This is a genomic window from Stenotrophomonas sp. 24(2023) (genome assembly GCF_030913365.1).
GTDB lineage: Bacteria > Pseudomonadota > Gammaproteobacteria > Xanthomonadales > Xanthomonadaceae > Stenotrophomonas.
Genome location: NZ_CP133160.1, coordinates 1,983,285 through 2,001,810, shown reverse-complemented (window position 1 = coordinate 2,001,810; position 18,526 = coordinate 1,983,285). Strand labels below are relative to the sequence as shown.

At 67.5% G+C, this 18,526-nt stretch carries 16 protein-coding genes and 1 pseudogene; 11 read left to right on the top strand and 6 right to left on the bottom strand.

The window, feature by feature from the left end:
• The first annotated feature begins 7 nt into the window (after window positions 1-7).
• Window positions 8-1,906 carry a hypothetical protein gene (locus Q9R17_RS08790; RefSeq protein WP_308158033.1) on the top strand — a complete coding sequence of 633 codons (1,899 nt, stop codon included), beginning with the start codon at window positions 8-10 and terminating at the stop codon, window positions 1,904-1,906.
• Window positions 1,907-1,920: 14 nt separating this feature from the next.
• Here the strand turns inward: Q9R17_RS08790 and Q9R17_RS08785 are convergent, their stop codons facing one another.
• Entirely contained in the window at window positions 1,921-2,373 is a 453-nt protein-coding gene (locus Q9R17_RS08785) for a hypothetical protein (RefSeq protein ID WP_308158032.1), read from the bottom strand.
• 204 nt (window positions 2,374-2,577) lie between these two features.
• Here Q9R17_RS08785 and Q9R17_RS08780 point away from each other — a divergent pair, with 204 nt between their 5' ends.
• Genes Q9R17_RS08780 through Q9R17_RS08770 form a run of 3 tightly spaced genes read left to right on the top strand, consistent with a single transcriptional unit; the run spans window position 2,578 to window position 6,494 of the window.
• Window positions 2,578-5,067, top strand: a complete 2,490-nt coding sequence (locus Q9R17_RS08780; protein WP_308158031.1) for a DEAD/DEAH box helicase — start codon at window positions 2,578-2,580, stop codon at window positions 5,065-5,067.
• Entirely contained in the window at window positions 5,064-6,107 is a 1,044-nt protein-coding gene (locus tag Q9R17_RS08775; RefSeq protein WP_308158030.1) for a ribonuclease H-like domain-containing protein, read from the top strand. Before Q9R17_RS08780 ends, Q9R17_RS08775 begins: the two co-directional genes overlap by 4 nt.
• 60 nt (window positions 6,108-6,167) lie before the next feature.
• Window positions 6,168-6,494, top strand: a complete 327-nt coding sequence (locus tag Q9R17_RS08770) for an I78 family peptidase inhibitor (RefSeq protein ID WP_308158029.1) — start codon at window positions 6,168-6,170, stop codon at window positions 6,492-6,494.
• 55 nt (window positions 6,495-6,549) lie between these two features.
• On the opposite strand, the gene Q9R17_RS08765 is transcribed toward Q9R17_RS08770, so the two are convergent.
• From Q9R17_RS08765 to Q9R17_RS08755, 3 genes are read right to left on the bottom strand one after another with little or no spacing between them, the layout of a single operon-like run.
• Entirely contained in the window at window positions 6,550-8,355 is a 1,806-nt protein-coding gene (locus Q9R17_RS08765) for a M56 family metallopeptidase (protein ID WP_308158028.1), read from the bottom strand.
• Between the two features lie 23 nt (window positions 8,356-8,378).
• Window positions 8,379-10,262 carry a M56 family metallopeptidase gene (locus tag Q9R17_RS08760; RefSeq protein ID WP_308158027.1) on the bottom strand — a complete coding sequence of 628 codons (1,884 nt, stop codon included), beginning with the start codon at window positions 10,260-10,262 and terminating at the stop codon, window positions 8,379-8,381.
• A gap of 3 nt (window positions 10,263-10,265) precedes the next feature.
• The gene (locus tag Q9R17_RS08755; protein WP_308158026.1) at window positions 10,266-10,652 is read right to left on the bottom strand and encodes a BlaI/MecI/CopY family transcriptional regulator; all 387 of its coding nucleotides are present in this window, start codon (window positions 10,650-10,652) and stop codon (window positions 10,266-10,268) included.
• A 999-nt stretch (window positions 10,653-11,651) separates the two neighbouring features.
• On the opposite strand from Q9R17_RS08755, the gene Q9R17_RS08750 reads away from it, so the two are divergent.
• The 5 genes and pseudogenes from Q9R17_RS08750 to Q9R17_RS08730 all read left to right on the top strand — a co-directional run bounded on the left by Q9R17_RS08750 (window position 11,652) and on the right by Q9R17_RS08730 (window position 15,067).
• Complete coding sequence (locus tag Q9R17_RS08750) at window positions 11,652-12,062, top strand: Imm8 family immunity protein (RefSeq protein ID WP_308158025.1); 411 nt, start codon at window positions 11,652-11,654, stop codon at window positions 12,060-12,062.
• 77 nt (window positions 12,063-12,139) lie between these two features.
• Entirely contained in the window at window positions 12,140-12,748 is a 609-nt protein-coding gene (locus Q9R17_RS08745; RefSeq protein WP_308158024.1) for a hypothetical protein, read from the top strand.
• A gap of 40 nt (window positions 12,749-12,788) precedes the next feature.
• Window positions 12,789-13,052 (top strand): annotated as a pseudogene (locus tag Q9R17_RS08740) (colicin D domain-containing protein); the annotation flags it as partial.
• On the top strand, window positions 13,052-13,330 hold the full coding sequence (locus tag Q9R17_RS08735) for a colicin immunity domain-containing protein (RefSeq protein WP_308158023.1): 279 nt from the start codon (window positions 13,052-13,054) through the stop codon (window positions 13,328-13,330). The pseudogene Q9R17_RS08740 and the gene Q9R17_RS08735, both read left to right, overlap by 1 nt.
• Before the next feature lie 657 nt (window positions 13,331-13,987).
• Window positions 13,988-15,067 (top strand): serine hydrolase domain-containing protein, encoded by a 1,080-nt coding sequence (locus Q9R17_RS08730; RefSeq protein WP_308158311.1) that lies wholly within the window; start codon window positions 13,988-13,990, stop codon window positions 15,065-15,067.
• Between the two features lie 66 nt (window positions 15,068-15,133).
• On the opposite strand, the gene Q9R17_RS08725 is transcribed toward Q9R17_RS08730, so the two are convergent.
• Window positions 15,134-16,258, bottom strand: a complete 1,125-nt coding sequence (locus tag Q9R17_RS08725; protein WP_308158022.1) for an SDR family oxidoreductase — start codon at window positions 16,256-16,258, stop codon at window positions 15,134-15,136.
• A gap of 175 nt (window positions 16,259-16,433) precedes the next feature.
• On the opposite strand from Q9R17_RS08725, the gene Q9R17_RS08720 reads away from it, so the two are divergent.
• Complete coding sequence (locus Q9R17_RS08720) at window positions 16,434-16,775, top strand: hypothetical protein (protein WP_308158021.1); 342 nt, start codon at window positions 16,434-16,436, stop codon at window positions 16,773-16,775.
• On the opposite strand, the gene Q9R17_RS08715 is transcribed toward Q9R17_RS08720, so the two are convergent.
• Complete coding sequence (locus tag Q9R17_RS08715) at window positions 16,753-17,808, bottom strand: DNA topoisomerase IB (RefSeq protein ID WP_308158020.1); 1,056 nt, start codon at window positions 17,806-17,808, stop codon at window positions 16,753-16,755. The genes Q9R17_RS08720 and Q9R17_RS08715 overlap by 23 nt on opposite strands.
• A gap of 116 nt (window positions 17,809-17,924) precedes the next feature.
• Here Q9R17_RS08715 and Q9R17_RS08710 point away from each other — a divergent pair, with 116 nt between their 5' ends.
• A complete protein-coding gene (locus Q9R17_RS08710) occupies window positions 17,925-18,314 on the top strand; it encodes an I78 family peptidase inhibitor (protein ID WP_308158019.1) in 390 nt (129 codons plus the stop codon).
• Window positions 18,315-18,526 lie beyond the last annotated feature (212 nt).

The window sequence follows — 18,526 nt, the reverse complement described above, 5'->3', positions numbered from 1 at the left end:
GCCCCCCATGAAGATCGTGGCCGTTCTGTTCATGCTGCTTGCCGCGCTTCCGCTGCTGCTCCACCACATCGCCCGATGCGAGGCGCGCTGCGCGCTCAACAGGCTCTCACGACAGCCGCCGATCAGAGAGCTCAGCGAAGAGGAAAACGCGGCACTTGAGCCGTTCCGCACATGCCTGGATCTGGGCGCAGGCACCGAGGTACACCTCCTCGAAGGGCCGTGCGTGGAACACCGGATATGGATGCGTGGTGTCAGCTCCGGCTGGCACAGCATCGGCAGTGTCAGGATTCTGCTGCCTTTCAATGCCTTGGAACATGTCGGGCCCGCCAACCGCGCCGAAGTGGTGCTGAGCCGTGGCTTTGCGGTTGTCGTTCGCATGGGCGCGTTCGAAATCGCAACCGCCGGTACACGCACCTTGCGGACCGCCGCGAGACAGATCAGCGAGCGTTGTGAGACGGAAGAGGAAGGCGCTCAGCGCCGCCGGCCGAAGGCACCGTGGGCCGCAACCACACTGGCGCTGGCGGCAGGGGCATGTGGCGTGCTGCCGCAGATGGACGGTGGCCGGTGGACCGGGTACGCACTGGCCGTGGGACTGACGCTGGCAGCGGCCGCGTTCTTCCTCTACCGGCGCAGGCAGGTGGGCCCGCGCGCGCCGCAGCGCATCGTGCGCGTTCGTGGACGGCTCAGTGCACTGGACATCGTCGATCCCTGCGAGGCCACTTACACCCACCGCGTGATGCTGCTGGGGAGCAACCAGCGGCTGGTGATCGATCCCGTGTGGGGGCTATCCGGTGCAATCAAGCCCGGCCGCTGGCTTGAAGCGGAGGTCTGTGCGCTGGACCGGCGCCTGCTGTCGCTGGGGCCGGGCTGGTGCCTGCAGGACGATCTGCGGCGGTTCCCGCCGGTGCCTGTCGTCCGCCACCTGCTGATGTTCATCACCGCGCTGGCGTCCCTGATGCTGGTGTTCTGGTCAGGTGATCCTCCCCAAGTGCAGGCACAACGTGCGGCGGAGCTGGCAGGCCCCGGGGTGCTGCGAGGCGATGCGCTTCCGGCGACACTGCTGGACACTCCGCCCACCGTTGGTGATGGCATGCGCGTGACCGCCACCACCACGTGCGAACTGGTGCCACGGATGCATGGCGGGTACATGCTGGCCGTTCCGGACTGCACTCGGCTTCGCTGGGCCGGGACGCCCGTGCACGTCCCCCCTTTGGCAGTTGCGGCTTCCATCCTTCGACTGGGCTCGGACAATGCGCTGCGCGTGCACTGGCACCGGGACGATGGTCCCTTTCCTGCCTACCAGGCGGTCTCCGGCCTGGTCGCGCTCAGGCAGGAACTGGATGCCGCCTGCGAAGATGGCCTGACGGCCTGCGCGTCGCTGCGCGCACGTCTGGCAACGCTCCCCCAGGACGACACGGCCGTGCTTCCGCGGCAGTCCGTCAATGGTATCCAGCACACCTTCAGAGAGGCCGCCAACACGCATGTGCTGGTTGCATGGGCAGCGGCAACGCCTGGCCTGCTGGTGGCGCAACGCGGCGGCGTCGTGCTTGTCGATGCGGGGGCGAAGCCGTCTCATGCCGGCGCGCTCGCGTCCGGTGTAGCCGGCAGGGACTGGGAGAGAATGCGCGAGGCCGTGACCACGGCCAGGCAGACCACCTGGTCGGGAATACTCCAATCCCGCAGCAGCGACGGCCGCACTCTCTGGCTTGAGGTGGACCGGGAACGCCCCGCCAACGGCGCCTTCGCCGGCCTGGTCTATTGGGTGTGGCTTGTCGGCGCAGCCGCGCTCGCCATGGTGCAGGGCTTCTTTCTGGTGCGCGCCCTGTCACGGGCGAACGCGCGTCATGCTGCATTCGCCAACGCGCTCGAGCAGCGCCCGGTACCGGCGGCTCGCTGGCCGGAGTGATGGCTCCACCCGCGCTAGTTGCCGCTGGAAGCACCGCAGCCGTCCTGCTGCTGGCAGAACTGCAGTGCGCGCCGCTGCTGGTCCACGCTGAACGCCGGCGGTGGCCGGGCGATGGCGTGCTGGATGTCTTTGGGCGCATTGGTGAGCTTGTTGAAGCCCTGCGCCGCCTTGCCCACACCGTAGTAGATGGCTGCCATGACATAGCCGCCGCTCATGCTGACCTGTTCGGGTGACGGCGGCTCGCGCCAGTCGCGGCTGAAGCGGTTGTCCTCGATCTTCACCGGGTTCCTGAAGCGGTACAGGTCCAGCGGTTCCTCGTCCGGCTTGATCGCGCGCACTTCGCCCAGCGTGGTGACGTTGCCCTGTGCCGCTGGCGCCGCGTCCTGCGCCGGAGACAGGCCCGGCGGCTGTGCGGTCGATGCCTCCTGCGCCTGCACGGTGCCGGCCAGCAGGAGTCCAGCCAGCACTCCCACGCTTCCTTGTGTACGTCGTACCACAGCCTTTCACCCTGCCTGTTGCGGTTACCGCCAAGGATACGGGGGGCAGCTTCAGATTTCGTTGCCGGCGGCGGCGAGCGCCCCGCACTGAATGGTTCAGTCCATCCCGTAATGGCGTCTCACACCTTGAGATCCATCTGTGGTGCCATGTCACCCCCTGTATTCCGTGCCCCCATGGCCTACGAACTCGCCAAGCGCACTGCCGACGCCGAGCACCAGCTCGCCACCCGTGATGGCCTGCCCGCCCGCGATGGCGCCCTGCTTGGCAGCCGCCTGCAGCGCCGTTACCAGGACCGCATCACCGGCAGCTTCGCCATTCCCGGTCGCGAGGGCCGCTATGCGCCCCTTCCCGCGTCGGTGCCGCCGGCCTTGGCCGCAGCCCTGAAGGCACGCGGCATCGAGCAGCTCTACAGCCACCAGGCTGAAGCGTGGGACGCCAGCCAGCGCGGCGAGCACGTGGCCATCGTCACCCCCACCGCCAGCGGCAAGTCGTTGTGCTACACCCTGCCGGTGGTCAGCGCGGCCATGCAGGACAAGGCCAAGGCGCTGTACCTGTTCCCGACCAAGGCGCTGGCCCAGGACCAGGTGGCCGAGCTGCTGGAACTCAACCGCGCCGGCGACCTCGGCGTGAAGGCCTTCACCTTCGATGGCGACACGCCGGGCGATGCACGCCAGGCGATCCGCCTGCATGGCGACATCGTGGTCTCCAACCCGGACATGCTGCACCAGGCCATCCTGCCCCACCACACCAAGTGGGCACAGTTCTTCGAGAACCTGCGCTACATCGTCATCGATGAAGTGCATACCTACCGCGGCGTGTTCGGCAGCCACGTCACCAACGTGCTGCGCCGGCTCAAGCGCATCTGCGCGTTCTACGGCGTGCAACCGCAGTTCATCCTGTGCTCGGCCACCATCGGCAACCCGCAGGCGCATGCCGAAGCGCTGATCGAGGCACCGGTCACCGCCATCACCGAATCGGGCGCGCCCAGCGGGCCCAAGCAGGTGCTGCTGTGGAACCCGCCGGTGATCAACCCCGACCTGGGCCTGCGTGCCTCGGCGCGTTCGCAGAGCAACCGCATCGCGCGCATCGCGATCAAGTCCGGGCTGAAGACGCTGGTGTTCGCGCAGACCCGGCTGATGGTCGAGGTGCTGACCAAGTACCTGAAGGACATCTTCGACCACGACCCGCGCAAGCCGTCACGCATCCGCGCCTACCGCGGTGGTTACCTGCCTACCGAGCGCCGCGAGACCGAACGCGCGATGCGCGCGGGCACCATCGACGGCATCGTCAGCACCTCTGCGCTCGAGCTGGGCGTGGACATCGGCAGCCTCGACGTGGTGATCCTCAACGGCTACCCCGGCAGCGTGGCCGCCACCTGGCAGCGCTTCGGCCGCGCTGGGCGTCGCCAGCAGCCCGCGCTGGGGGTGATGGTGGCCAGCTCGCAGCCGCTGGACCAGTACGTGGTGCGGCACCCGGACTTCTTCGCCGAAGCCTCGCCCGAACATGCGCGCATCGCCCCTGACCAGCCGCTGATCCTGTTCGACCACATCCGCTGTGCAGCGTTCGAGCTGCCGTTCCGGGTGGGCGATGGCTTCGGCCCGATCGACCCCGACGTGTTCCTGGAGGCGCTGGCCGAAACCGAGGTCATCCATCGCGAAGGCGAGCGCTGGGAATGGATCGCCGACAGCTACCCGGCCACCGCGGTCAGCCTGCGCGCGGTGGCCGACGGCAACTTCGTGGTGGTCGACCGCAGCGATGGCCGGCAGCAGATCATCGCCGAAGTCGATTACTCAGCGGCGGCGCTGACCCTGTACGAAGGTGCCATCCACATGGTGCAGTCCACGCCGTACCAGGTGGAAACGCTGGACTGGGAGGGCCGCAAGGCCTACGTCACCCGCACCCACGTGGACTACTACACCGACAGCATCGACTTCACCAAGCTCAAGGTGCTGGACCGTTTCGATGGCGGCGTGGCCGGCCGTGGCGATGCGCACCATGGCGAAGTGCACGTGGTGCGCCGCGTGGCGGGCTACAAGAAGATCCGCTATTACACGCATGAGAACATCGGCTACGGCCCGGTGAACCTGCCCGACCAGGAACTGCATACCACTGCGGTGTGGTGGCAGCTGCCACAGGCGCTGCTGCTGCGCGCGTTCGCCAGCAGGCAGGATGCACTGGATGGTTTTCTCGGCGCCGCCTACGCGCTGCACATCGTCGCCACGGTGGCGGTGATGGCCGATGCGCGCGACCTGCAGAAATCGGTCGGCAACGGCGATGGTGCCTGGTTCGCGATCGCCGACCAGAGTGGCCGTGGCCAGCTGCGCGGCAGCGAAGGTGATCCCGGCATCGTCGAGCTGCTGCAGGAATTCGTGCCCACCGTGTACCTGTATGACAACTTCCCTGGTGGCGTGGGCCTCAGCGAACCGCTGTGGCAGCGCCAGGCCGAACTGGTGCAGCGCGCGCGCGAACTGGTGCAGCGCTGCGACTGCAGGGCCGGCTGCCCGGCCTGCGTCGGCCCGGTGCTGGCCGCGCAGGAAGAAGATCAAACCTCGCCGCGTGCACTGGCACTGCGCGTGCTGGACCTGTTCGATGCGCAGGCCTGCCAGCAGGTGCCCGACGTGGCGGTAACCCCACGCGACCCGATGGAGCTGCTGGCACCGTGAGCCTGAGCCTGGACAAGCTGCGCCTGCTGCGCAGGCAGGCCGGCGACCCGAAGGCGGCCACGCCCGCGGCGCCGGAGGCTCCCGCTGCACCGCCGGCACCCGTGGCCGCCAACGATGCACGACAGCCCCCGGCCGAGCGTTCGGTGTTCGCCTGGGTCGAACAGGAAATCCGCCACAAGCCGACCGGCGCGGCAGTGTCGGCGCCGGCAGCACCAGCGCTGCGCCGGCCCGAAGTGGGCAGCCTACATCGCCTGCTGGGGCTGCGTACGCGTGGCGGCCCCACCCCTGCACGGGCCAGTGCCCAGGATCGCCAGCTGCCCGGCAGGGAAATCGCCCCCGGCCTGTTCCTGATCGAATCGCTGCAGCCGCAGGCGATCCCGGCACAACCGCTATCGCTGGATTTCGCCCGGCGCGAGGGCGAACACGTGGCTGCACGTGACCTGCTGTTCTTCGATACCGAAACCACCGGCCTGGCCGGTGGCACCGGCACCCGCGCCTTCATGATCGGCGCGGCCGACTGGCATGCCTGCCCGCAGCGCGGCGAGGGCCTGCGCATCCGCCAGCTGCTGATGTCCACCATGGCTGCGGAAGACGCGATGCTGGCTACGTTTGCCAGCTGGCTGCAGCCGACCACCGTGTTCTGCAGCTACAACGGCCGCAGCTACGATGCGCCACTGCTGAAGGCGCGTTACCGGCTGGCCCGGCAGCGCGATCCGATCACCGCACTGGATCACGTCGACCTGCTCTATCCCACGCGCCGCCGTTATCGCGGCAGCTGGGAGAACTGCAAGCTGTCCACCATCGAACGCCAGCTGCTGCGCGTGGCGCGCGAGGATGACCTGCCCGGTTCGGAAGCGCCTGCGGCGTGGCTGCGCTACCTGCGCGGCGGCGATGCGGTGAACCTGCGCCGCGTGGCCGACCACAACCACCAGGACGTAGTGACCCTGGCGCTGTTGCTGCAGCGGTTGGTGCAGGAGCAGCAGCGCGAACGGGAAACCCTGGCGCTGGTGGCCGGAGCCGCAGGCGCCCCCCCGCGTTGACACGGCCTGCAGGCCGGTTCGCGCATGCTGCGTTTCCGTCCTGCCACCGGGAGACTGACCATGCGCCTGCACCTGCTGTTGATCTGTGCCCTGCCATTGGCCGCCTGCAGCCACGCCGGCACGCCGGGGGCTGCCCCTGGCACGGCCGGCAGTACACCCGTCGTGGCCGCCCCCGGCGCCCCCGCGCGCTGCAATCCCGATGCCTTGAAGGGCCTGGAAGGCCAGATGGCCAGCAAGGCCGTGGTGGACAAAGCGGTAAAGGACAGCGGTGCGCGCCACGCCCGTGTGGTCAAGCCCGGCATGGCAGTCACCATGGATTTCCGCGAAGACCGGCTGACCCTGCAGGTCGATGAGAACAACCGCATCAGCGGTGCCAGCTGCAGTTGAGCAAGGCAAGGGTCCGTGCGCCGTCGCTGGCACACGGACCCCACCTGCGATTCACTTACCCGCGATGGCTGCGCTCCCGCGCACGTTCGCGTTCCTCGGCCTCACGTTCGGCACGCTCGGCGCGTGCGTCGGCCTCCGCCTGCGCGCGGTCACGGGCGGCGTCGGCCCGGGCACGCTCGCGCGCCGCTTCGGCCTGCGCACGATCACGCTCCCGCCTGGCTTCGCTCTGGGCACGGTCGCGCTCGCGCGCGGCTTCAGCCAGGGCGCGCTTGCGATCACGTTCGGCCTCGGCAAAGGCCTGCTCACGCTCGCGTGCCGCCTCGGCAAACGCCTGGTCGCGCTCACGTGCGGCCTCGGCCAGCACCAGCTCGCGTTCGGCCTTCGCACTGGCACGTTCTGCGGCCGCTTCCGCAGATGCACGCTGACGTTCCGCGCGTGCAGCGGCAAACTCGGCATCACGGGCCCACCGTGCCTGGTCCTGGCGTCGGGCCTGTTCGGCACGCGCCATCGCCATGGCCCGCGGTACCTCGGCGCGGGCGGCGTCGCTGGCCGAACGGGCGGCCAGATTGGCCAGCTCGGCGGCATCCTGCGACGACAGCACATCACCCCCGAGCCGTACCGGCAGCGGCAGGGCCATCGGCATCGGCAGCGGCGTTGCCGCCGGAACATCCACCGAGGCATCCACCGGGGCCTCCAGCGGCGCGCTCTCGACCGCATCGTCCGGCGTGTCGGCCGCCGCGTGCGTCGTCGCCGGCTGTGCCACCACCGCGGCGAGTACGCCCGCGCCGTGGGAGGGCGCAGACACCGCGGGCGAGGCAGCAGCAACAACCGTGGCCGGTGCTACCGAGACCTCCACCGGGGCAAGCGATGGCGACGGCGCAGCGACCAGCCGCAGTGGCAGCACACCCACCGCCAGCACCGCCAGCGTCAGCGTGACCGCCAGCGCCTTGGGGCATGCACGGCCTGACTGCAGCGACCGCAGGCGGCGTTTGAGACTGCCCAGGCTGGGGGCCGCACTGGCCACGCCCAACTGCAGCTGCGGTGCGACCCCCAGCTGCAGCAGCAGGCGCCCGTAGTCCTGGCGCCGATCAGCCTGACCGGCGATCACAGCAGCATCCACCGCTTCCTCGCGGGCCTGGGCATATTCGCGCACGGCCAGGCGCAGCAGTGGGTGGAAGAAGAACAGGTGCTGTGCGAGTGCCGGCAGCAGGCCCCACTGCAGGTCGCGTCGCTGCAGGTGCTGCAGTTCATGGGTCAGGGCCAGGTCCAGCGCATCGCCCTGCAGGGCATGCTCGCCGGTGGGCAGCAGCAGCACCGGGCGCAGCGGCCCGATGATCTGCGGCGCATCGACACGGTCACTGGTCCACAGCCGCGGCGGGCGACGCAGGCCGTGTGCTTCGGCTGCCAGTTGCAGCGCCTGCACCAGCGCGTCGTCATCGCACGGCCGCGCAGCCGCCAACAGCGCGCGGCAGCGCCGCCATTCGGCAACGGTACGCCAGGCCGTCACCAGCACGCCCGACAGCCACAGCGCGCCCAAGGCCAGCACCCACCACGCGACCGGCACGGCCACCGGGCCCGCCTCGGCAACGGTCAGCGCCGCGGGCACCGCATCGGCCGCGTGTGCACCGCCGGCCAGCGCCACCGCCTGTGCGGCCGGCAACCATGGCAGCTGCAGCGGCTGGCTCCAGACCAGGCCCAGCACCGCCTGCAACGAGACCAGCCACCACAGCCAGCAACGGGTGGCCGCCGGCAGCGACGGCAGCGTGCGGCACAGCAGTGCCACCACGCCCACCAGCAGCGCGGTCTGCAGGCTGGTCCAGCCCAACCGCTCCAGCACTACCATCAACAGTGTCGTATCCATGGTTCAACGCTCCTGCGGCGTTCTTACAGCTGCTCGGCCTTGCCGCTGGCCAGGGCGCGGGCGATCACCTGCTTCACCTGCTCAGCGGCCTGGGCATGGATGCGTGCCTGACGTTCGCCCAAGACCGCCTGCTGGCCACCCAGGGCCGCCTGCCGGCTGCCCAGCGCTGCCTGCTGCGCAGCAAGGCGTTCCATTTCCCGGTTGTGCCCGGCCATGGCTGCGTCGGCCCGCCGGCGCGCAGCGTCCCCATCGCGTGAGGCATCCGCCGCTTCGGCGGCTGCGTCGCGGTTGATGTCCTGCGCACCAATGGCGCGGTTGGCCTGGCGGATCGCATCCTGTGCATTGACCAGCGCCAGCTGGCTCTGCTGGCGGCCCAGCTCACCCTGGCGGCGCCCCAGTTCACCCTGCTCACGGCCCAGCGCGCCCTGGCGTGCACCCAGCGCACTCTGCTGGCGGCCCAGCGCTGCCGCATCGGCATAGACGCGCTGCAGCGGCTTGATCAGCTCCGCATCCCGCACCAGGTAGCGCTTGTCGCCATCGCGGAACCACAGCGCCGGCCCCTTGCCGGCACTCTGCCGGGCCTGCGCCAGATCATCGATACCGGCAGTGGCGAAGGTATGGTCATTGTCGACCAGCACATAGGCCTGTGCCGGTGCCTTGCCCAGGTGCAGTTCACCGTCGGTGACGATGGTCATCGTGCTGCTGTGCACCTCCTGCATGTCATCCGTGTCCTGCACGTCGTCAGGCGGGGCCGGTGCGCGCGGCGGGGCTGCCGGGGCTGCCGGAACGGCCGGCCGGATGGCCGACGGCGGTGCAGCCGGCGCAGGCGGCGCGGGCGGTGCCGCCACGGCACGCGGCGGGACCGGCGGTGCAGGCGGAACCGGTGCGGCGACCAGCCGCATCGGTGCGATGCCCACGGCCAGCACGACGGCGGTCAGCGCGGCGGCCAGCACCTTCGGGCAGGCCCGGCGCGACTGCAGCGACTGCAGCCGGCGCTTCAGGCTGGCCGTGCTCGGCGCGGCACTGGCCACGCCCAGGTGCGGCTGCGGCGCGACCCCCAACTGCAGCAGCAGGCGGCCATAGGCATGGCGGCTGGCGCTGTGCTGGGCGACCACCGCAGCGTCCACCGCTTCCTCGCGGGCCTGGGCATATTCGCGCACGGCCAGGCGCAGCAGCGGGTGGAAGAAGAACAGGTGCTGCGCCAGCGCCGGCAGCAGGCCCCATTGCAGATCACGGCGCTGCAGGTGCTGCAGTTCGTGGGTCAGGGCCAGGTCCAGCGCATCGCCCTGCAGGGCGTGCTCACCGGTCGGCAGCAGCAGCACCGGGCGCAGCGGCCCGATCACCTGCGGGGCATCGATGCGGTCGCTGGTCCACAGCTGCGGCGGGCGGCGCAGGCCATGCGCTTCCGCCGCCAGGTGCAGCGCATCGACCAGCGCGGCGTCCTCGCAGGGCTGCGCGGCGGCCAACAGCGCGCGGCAGCGCCGCCATTCGGCAACGGTACGCCAGGCCGTCAGCAGCACGCCCGACAGCCACAGCGCGGCCAGTGCCAGCGCCCACCAGGCCACCGGCGCCGCGCTGGCAACCGTGCCGGCATCAACGACCGGGGCTGCCGCCAGCACCTGTGCGGACAGCTCGGGCGCGACCGGATACACCGCATCGGCCACCAGGTCGGTGGCACCGCCTGCCATGGCCTGTGCTGCGGGCAGCCACGGCAGCTGCAGCGGCTGGCTCCACACCAGGCCCAGCACCGCCTGCAGCGAGACCAGCCACCACAGCCGGCAGCGCGTGGCCGCCGACAGCGACGGCAGCGCGCGGCACAGCAGTGCCACCAGGCCCACCAGCAGCGCGGTCTGCAGGCTGGTCCAGCCCAGCCGCTCCAGCATCGGGATCAGTGTCGTCATGTCCATGGCTCAGCCCTCCTTCCGCTGCGACTGCAGCTGCGCGACCAGCGCTTCCAGTTCGGCCAGCTCGTTGTCGCTGACCTTCCGCCGCTGCGACAGGTACGCCACGAACGGCGATACCGAGCCCTGCAGGGTGTTGTCGACGAACTGGGCGATGGCGCCCTGCACCACGCTGTCCTGGCCGCGGGTGGCCTGGTAGCGGTACACGCCGTCCTGCTGGGCGCGCTGCAGGTACCCCTTGCTGCGCAGCCGTTCCATCATGGTCAGCACCGTGGAACGGGCCAAGCCACGCGCTTCGCCATAGGCCGCGGCAACTTCGCCGACACTGGCCTGGCCTTGTTCATCGATGTACTGCAGCAGGGCCAGTTCCTGGTCCCCGATGGTCTTGCCGCGCATGCTCCCACTCCATTGACTACACGTGTCGTCACTGTCTGCGTGACGACAACTGTAGTCAACCCCCCGGAAGTCATGGTCCGACGAACGGTAGGGGGATGGGGATCCCTTTATGCATCCCACGCCTACTTCAGTATGCTGGTATCAGCGCGGGCGCACCTTTGACAATATTGGATTCGTCAGAGCCACCAGCCGCCGATGTCAGGTTTTCGGGGGCCTTCATGAGCCGAGACACGCCCCGCCGACTGAGGGCGCAAACGGGCCCATCTCTGCGATGCACAGTAGCCAGTCAGGCTTCGGCGCCCTGTCGACGAGGGACTGGTGATCTTCGATTTCATGCTGTCTCCATGGGGAGGCGGGCTCACAGCACGAACACGCTTTAGCACCATACGGCGCTGTGTTCAGTCGCGCCGTAAGTGCACCTGAAGCCTCATTAGGTCGCGGCTTTCCCTTGCTGTAAGGCACTCAGACCATCTGATATCAAATCATGGCACCGCGCGCGCGCAGCGATTCGTAATGCGTAGGTCGCAGGTTCGACTCCTGTTTCCGGCACCAGTTGTAATGAAAAGCCCCCGCCTTGGTCGGGGCTTTTTGTTTGGGCGTTCGACCCGGGTGGGGGGCTGGTCCGGGTTCCGAAGAGTTATCGGATTGATCTGATTCACATTCAGGCCGGAGCCTGCTATGAAGAAGGCGGGTGCGAAGGGGAATTCGTACCGGCTCCAACGTCTGCCCTGTCGTCTCTGGTCAAACACTAGGGTGGGGACAGTTTGTGCCTGAAATCGAGGTTCCAGGTCGGCAACGGACGGAGGATTGTTCAATCGTTGCGCGGCTCCTGTTCTCGGGGGGCATACGTAGGGAGGGGGAGCATGCAGGGAAGACGAGTGCCTGGGGCTGCCAGCACGTACAAGTACCGTAGAAGAGGGGCCTTACCGTTTTCCATCAGAGAAGCCCAATAGCAATTGTGCACCTACAGGTATTCAGGCAAATTTTGAGTCTCGCTCCATGCCTGAAGGTAGATGGACGAACAACGCCCATCTCAATGTCGAGAAAAAAATGACTAGGGCAAAATTAAAAGGGATTGATACCGCCGATTGGGATGCTGCATTTGAAAGGCATCAAAAAACAGATCGATTTGATTGCTACTTTCAGGTGTCCATTGGTGCAGATGATGGTCGGGGCGCATACTTGTTTGGCTTTACCGCTTGTAATCGCGAGTGGCTGGAATCCATGATTGAGAAGGATCAATCCATTCCGAAGTTTGTTGTCGTAAATGATGTCAGCCTTGAGGCCGTCGAGCGAGCCGTCGAACTTGTGTGTAGCGCCGTACCAGATGGAAGGTGGGAAGAAGTTGCCCGTAAGTTGGCTGAAGTGATGGATTGGGAGTTTGAAGGTTATGTCCCTGGACGGAGGTAATCAGGGTGCCCTAGACAAACACCCGGCTAGTGCCAGTCACTGGCTCACACGTTCATCCCAATGGCGCGCTCGCTGGCATGCGCAATGGCAATGGCAATGGCATCGAGCATGAGGGCGTGCTCAATGCGCGGATGCTTCCGTCGCAATTAAAGGACGGCACTGCCAGCGAGCTTCTATATCAGTGCGGCGCCAATGGTGACGTTACGGCAATCATCGATCGGCAGCAGGGAGCTGCGCATGACATCCGCATGGGTTACGACGGCCAGGGCAGGCTGACGCCTGTGCAGTCGGCTTCCTTCGGGGGCGATGGCGCATTCCGCTACACCTATGACGTGCAGGAGAGTCTGCTCAGCGTGCGGCTGGCAGGCGTGCGCAGCCAGCAGTTCTGGTACGACGCGCGCCACCAGCTGACCAATGTCCGCGATGATGCCGGCGCGACGGTGACCGGATTGGCCTGGGATGTTCAGGGCAATCTCTCGCTGCGCAACGGGCGGAGGTACGACTTCGACTTTGGCAACAGGCTGCGCGAAGTGAAGGAGGCGGAGCGCTATGCCTACGATGCCTATGGTCGGCGCGCGTTGGCGTACGATGCCCAGGGGCAACGCCTGCACGCGATGCATTCGTTGCCCGGGAAGGTGATGCACGAAGAACGCCGAGGCAAGGGCGCCTTGGAGCACATCCAGTAGGTGGTCGACTGCTGGCCACCCGCGGCCCGCCTTTAAACATGCTGGCGACTTTGGCGTGGTTGGAAATGCCAACAACAAGACGTTATCGGAATTCGGCTCAGCCATCGAGCGCCATGTAGCAAGCGATTCAACAGTGGCCATTCAGGGCACACATCGCGGCAAGGATGTAACGCATTTTATCGATCCCGGGACAGGGTTGAACGTGATGAAGGATTCTTCTGGAAGCTTTCTCTCCGGCTGGAAGATGAGTGACCAGCAGCTGAGATATGTGCTTGACAATGGTTCGCTTGGAGGAGGGAAATGATGCGCAGAGCAGACGAGTACCTATCACTAATCACTTCGTACATTGATGGCAAGATCGATACCAAGAGCTTTAGCAGGATGTATCTTGAGAAGTTCAAGAATGAGAGATCGGAGCTTCCCGAGGATGCCTTTGAGATCCTTGATCGGCTGTTCGGAGATGTGGATTCATACACCGATGACGAAGAATTGTTGGCGTCGATGCCATCCTTCTATCTCAGCGCCGAACAGTTGAAAGAGCAGGCGGCGATGGCGGCAGCTGAGCTTGCCAACGGCGTTTGACAACTCAGTTGATGGATCGATGAGTTCATGCGGGCAGAATCCTGTCCGAGCCTTGAGCACGCTATTCACCTCCTTGAGTCCGGCATGCGGACGCGAGCACGGTTGACATGCACGGTACGCCCTCGCGTTGTAATGTAGGCGTCAACGTGAAAAACGCTGGCGCGTGGCTATCCGTTTGCTATTGCCGTTGCTACTGGCCACTGCCTACAGCTGGCCGTCTGCGGACTCTCAATTTCAAAGCCTGTTCTTGGACATGGTCGAGCGACTCATCCAAGCCCGAGAGTGGTTCCTGATAGAGGCAGACACGCCGGTGTGCCAGAAGCCTGTCATGTCGGAGAGGAGGCGATGAGTGCGCTCCGGCCGCGAAGACAGGGATCAGCAGCGGGTTAGGGCGCTCTGTAGGTTGATTCGTTTATTGCCTGCGTGAAAATGGCTGCCCAAAGGGGACCTGCCTTTCAAAAGTTTGTCGTTCTGGTCTACCCGCGCGGTCGGCCTCAGCCCGGAACGCGTCAGACATTTCTGGAATTTCTGGAATGTTTGTCCTGAACGACAATCTTTACGCTGCTGCATACCCTTAAACCTTTCATCCCACCGCCGCATCCGACTCCTTACCCCCTGCTGGAGAACCGCATGCGCCGCGCGACACTGGGACGTCTGCTGCTTGTCTGTGCCCTTCCCTTCACTGCGGCCTCCGCCGCCACCGACCAGGCCAATGACCAGGCGCGCCGGCTGGTGCGCCAGATCATGCAGGAGCAGCGCATTCCCGGCCTGCAGTTGGCGGTGGTCAAGGACGGGCAGATCGTGTTGTCAGAGGCCTACGGTCTGGCCGATGTGGAAAACGGCGTACCCACCACCCGTGACACCCGCTTTCCACTCAACTCGGCCACCAAGGCATTCACCGGCGTCGCCGTTGCGCAGCTGGCACAGCAGGGGCGGTTGGATCTGGATGCCCCCGTTTCCCGCTATCTGCAGGATCTGCCCACGACGTGGCAGGCGGTGCGCGTGCGCCAGCTGCTGGCCCACACCTCGGGCCTGCCGGACATCGTCGATGCCAATGGGCTGATCGGCGGTGGGTCGGAAGCGCAGGCCTGGACGACGGTCACCGGGTTGCCCATCGAAGCCCCCGCTGGCGAGCGCTTCGCCTACAACCAGACCAACTATCTGCTGTTGTCGCGGATCATCGCCCGGCAATCGGGTGTGCCCTACGAGCGCTTTCTGGCCAGCGGCCAGTTTGCGCCCGCACGCATGGCACGAACAACGTTCGGCGACAGCTACGACCTGATTCCAGCGAAGGCTTCCATGTACAGCCTGGCGCCACGCCGGACCGACGCGGCCGATGCACCGGTGCGCCTTTCGCACTGGTTCTATGACATCCCACCGGGTCTCTGGGCCGGCGGCGGCATCCTCACCACGGCAGACGACACCGCACACTGGCTGGTCGCGTTGGCCGCTGGGCAGTTGCTGGGTGAGGCCGCGCGCGCCCGCATGTGGACGGCCGAACCCCTTGGCAACGGCCGGCCGGGCCCATGGGCAGCCGGCTGGCCGGTACTGCAGCCCGCACCGGATCGCCAGCTGGCCGGCGTCGGCGGCGCGCGCGCGGCCTTCATCGTCTATCCCGATCGCGGTGTGGCCGTGGTCGTACTCACCAATCTGGTCGGCGCCAACCCGCAGCAGTTCATTCCACGCATCGCCGCGCTCTACGCCCCCGCCGCCAGCGGCGCGTCGGCCACACCCTGAGGGGCAACGCTTCCCTCGCAGGGCCGGTCCCTCCAGTCAGTGGAGGGAACCGGTTCTGCGGCGATGCTAGCCCCGCGGCCCGCCCATCACCGGCAGCACCACACCGCTGATGTAGCTGCTGCACACCGGCGATGCCAGGAACACATAGGCCGGTGACAGCTCTTCGGGCTGTGCCGGGCGGCCCATGTCACTGTCCTTGCCAAACGCTGCGACATCCTCGGCCGGCTTGTCGGCCGGGTTCAACGGCGTCCACACCGGTCCCGGCGCCACGCAGTTCACGCGGATGCCCCGCGGCAGCAACTGGCTGGCCAGCGCCTTGGTGAACGCATGGATCGCGCCCTTGGTGGCCGAATAGTCGATCAGCGCCTTGCTGCCGAACAGGCCGGTTTCAGAGCCGGTATTGATGATGCTGGCGCCCTCGCCCAGATGCGGCAGCACCGCACGCGCCATCTGGATGTAGCCGCCGATGTTGGTCTGCAGGGTTTCCTGCAGGTGCGCGTCTTCCAGGTCTTCCAGTCGCTGGCAATGCAGCTGGAACGCGGCGTTGTTGACCAGGATGTCGATGCCACCCAATGCCTTGGCGACCTGCGTGACGGCCTTGTTGCAGAAGCGCGGATCGCGCACGTCGCCGGCGATCACCACGCAGCGGCCGCCCTCGCGTTCCACGTGCTGGCGTGTGATATCGGCATCTTCCGCTTCATCCAGATGCAGTACCGCCACATCCGCCCCTTCGCGGGCGAACAACACCGCCACGGCGCGACCGATACCGGAATCGCCACCGGTGATGATCGCGCGCATGCCCTGCAGCTTGCCGCTGCCGATGTAGTCAGGCGCCAGGAAGCGCGGTGCCAGATCAAGGGCATGTTCGTGGCCGGGCTTGGCCAGGTGCTGCGCCGGCAGGGTTTCTGGCTGGGCACGGGGCCCGGCCTGGATGGCCTTCTTTGCCCCTGTCTTCTTCGCAACCTTCTTGGCCGCACGCACATCCTTGGCCTTTTCCTGGTCCTGCAACCGGCGCTGGCGTGCTGCCACACGTGCAGCACGCGGGTCAGCGGCGGCGGCCTTGCGGGTGGCCGTCTTCACCACACGCGGTCGATCGGGATCGGCTGTACGTGCAGCCGGCGGGGAGGTGGCGCCTTTGCGCACCTTGGGGGACGCCTTGCGGCGGGCGGGCACTTTCTTGCTCGTGGCCATGCGGTCTCCTTCGGGTGGTCCGGGAATGGGGCGTACGCTCAACGGCGCACAGGCAGTGTGTGCAGCGGCGCTGTCGGTGGCGGTGAATGGTGCGTGTCCGGCGCGTGCAGGCATTCATGCCACCACCACACCGCTCGCGGCAGGCTGGGCACCCGATCGCCTCCGGACCACTGCCATGCGCGCGCTCACCGCCGCTTCCCTCACCCTCGCCCTGGCCGCCTGCAGCAGCACGCCGGTCGCCCAGATCCAGCCCATCGATGGGGTCATCTCCGGCCAGTGCCACATCGACAAGGTCAAAGGTGCGGTCGGCCTGGCCGCCTCGGCCGCCACCGTCGAGCGCGCGCGCGTGGACAGCGACAGCCTGCAGGTCCAGGTGCTGCGTGGCCAGCGCGAGCGCAATGGCAGCACGGCCAGCGGCCTGTCCGATCCGGCTGCCGGTGCGGCGGCCCAGGGCGGCGAGCGCCTGACCATCGAAAAGGGGCCGACCAACAACATCACCGCGATCTACTGCGGCTGAGCCGGCGCGCCCGGCGCAGCACCTTCAGCGCCGCCTGTTCCCACTGGCGGGGCCCGCGCAGGCCCGCCAGCGCGGCCAGCTCACCGCGCTCCCAGCCGGTGAAAACGCAGGGATCGATATAGGCCCGGCGGCACACGGCCGGGGTGTTGCCCAGCCGCGCGGCCACCTGGCACACCACCGCGCGCTGTACCTTCGCCAGTGCACGCGGGCTGGCCGGCGCGGGCAATGCGGTTGCCGCAAAGACCCGGATCGCTTCCACCGTGCCGCCCCAGGTGCGGAAGTCCTTGGCGGTGAAGTCCTGGCCCATCGCATCGCGCAGGTAGTCGTTCACTGCACCCGAATCGACCGGCAGCAGCGTGCCCTCGTCATCACGGTACTGGAACAGCGCCTGCCCGGGCAGCTGCTGCAGGCGCCGCACCAGCGTGCCCAGCCGGCGGTTGCCTACCGTCACGTCGTGCAGCTGCCCCGACTTGCCACGGAAGCGCATGCGCACGCGCCCGCCGCGCAGCAGGTCCAGGTGGCGGTTGCGCAGGGTGGTCAGCCCGTAGGACCTGTTCTCCTGCGCGTAGCTTTCGTTGCCCACCCGCACCAGGGTATCGGCCAGCAGCGCCACCACCACGGCCAGCACCTTGTCACGCGGGAAGCCGGGCTGCCTGAGGTCGTGCGACAGCCGCCGGCGCAAGGCCGGCAGCGCCTGCCCGAACGCGATGATGCGGTCGAACTTGCCGGCATCGCGCACCCGTGCCCAGTCGGCGTGGTAGCGGTACTGCTTGCGCCCGCGCGCATCGCGGCCGGTCGCCTGCAGGTGGCCGTCGGCCCGGGCGCAGATCCAGACGGCGGTATAGGCCGGCGGGATGGCCAGCGCGCGGATGCGCTGCAGGGTGGCGGCATCGCGCACGGCATGCCCATCCGCATCGCGGTAGGCAAAGCCGGTGCCGGCACGGCGGCGGCTGATGCCGGGCAGGGTGTCATCGACATAGCGCAGGCCGGCCTGGCGGGCCGCCTGGCGCTCGGGGGTGAGGGGCGAAGGCATGGCCACAGTGTCGGCGGCGCGGTGCCATCGCCGCGTCGATAACACAACACAAACACGTGATGAGGGTGCAGCGGCTATGCTCGGGGTTTGTCCGTCCTGTCCCATCCGGAGTTCCGATGTCCACCCCGATCCGTGCCCGTTTCCTCACCGCCCTGATGCTGCCGGCCGTGCTGGCGCTGTCTGCCTGCGGCGCACCGCCGCTGGATGAACAGGACGCCGCCACCGCCAAGGCACAACAGGCCGCCGAAGCCGCCAAGGCACCGGCCGATGATGCGGGCAAGGCCACCGAAGCACCGCCGGCCGGCACCTGCGATGCCAGCCAGGTGCAGAGCCTGGTCGGCCAGGCCTACACCGACGCCGTCGGCAAGCAGGCCCAGGACGATGCCGGGGCCCGGCAGCTGCGCGTGCTGCACCCCACCGATGTCACCACGATGGAGTTCCTCGGCGAACGCCTGAACGTGGAAGTGGACGAGAAGAACGTGGTCACCGGCGTGCGCTGCGGCTGACCGGAAAACCCCGCGCCGGCAAGGGGTTGCCGGCGTGTTGGTTGCGCGTGCAACCGTGTGTTGCGGCGTTGCAGCAACTGTGATCTAGTCGAGGCATCCGGTGGCCTCACGATGCGCTCCAGGAGAGCACGGCGTGTGCAGCGGGATGAACGCGAAGGTGCAGGGCGCGCGGCCAGGCAGGCGCGCGACGCAGTGCTGGCAGGCTGCCCGGG

Bases quoted from the DNA above. Each gene is read 5' to 3' on its own strand.
- Q9R17_RS08735 (WP_308158023.1), top strand. From the start codon at position 13,052: ATGCGCAGAGCAGACGAGTACCTATCACTAATCACTTCGTACATTGAT.
- Q9R17_RS08745 (WP_308158024.1), top strand. From the start codon at position 12,140: ATGCGCAATGGCAATGGCAATGGCATCGAGCATGAGGGCGTGCTCAAT.
- Q9R17_RS08780 (WP_308158031.1), top strand. From the start codon at position 2,578: ATGGCCTACGAACTCGCCAAGCGCACTGCCGACGCCGAGCACCAGCTC.
- Q9R17_RS08760 (WP_308158027.1), bottom strand. From the start codon at position 10,262: ATGGACATGACGACACTGATCCCGATGCTGGAGCGGCTGGGCTGGACC.
- Q9R17_RS08750 (WP_308158025.1), top strand. From the start codon at position 11,652: ATGCCTGAAGGTAGATGGACGAACAACGCCCATCTCAATGTCGAGAAA.
- Q9R17_RS08715 (WP_308158020.1), bottom strand. From the start codon at position 17,808: ATGCCTTCGCCCCTCACCCCCGAGCGCCAGGCGGCCCGCCAGGCCGGC.
- Q9R17_RS08710 (WP_308158019.1), top strand. From the start codon at position 17,925: ATGTCCACCCCGATCCGTGCCCGTTTCCTCACCGCCCTGATGCTGCCG.
- Q9R17_RS08765 (WP_308158028.1), bottom strand. From the start codon at position 8,355: ATGGATACGACACTGTTGATGGTAGTGCTGGAGCGGTTGGGCTGGACC.
- Q9R17_RS08770 (WP_308158029.1), top strand. From the start codon at position 6,168: ATGCGCCTGCACCTGCTGTTGATCTGTGCCCTGCCATTGGCCGCCTGC.
- Q9R17_RS08725 (WP_308158022.1), bottom strand. From the start codon at position 16,258: ATGGCCACGAGCAAGAAAGTGCCCGCCCGCCGCAAGGCGTCCCCCAAG.
- Q9R17_RS08755 (WP_308158026.1), bottom strand. From the start codon at position 10,652: ATGCGCGGCAAGACCATCGGGGACCAGGAACTGGCCCTGCTGCAGTAC.
- Q9R17_RS08790 (WP_308158033.1), top strand. From the start codon at position 8: ATGAAGATCGTGGCCGTTCTGTTCATGCTGCTTGCCGCGCTTCCGCTG.
- Q9R17_RS08720 (WP_308158021.1), top strand. From the start codon at position 16,434: ATGCGCGCGCTCACCGCCGCTTCCCTCACCCTCGCCCTGGCCGCCTGC.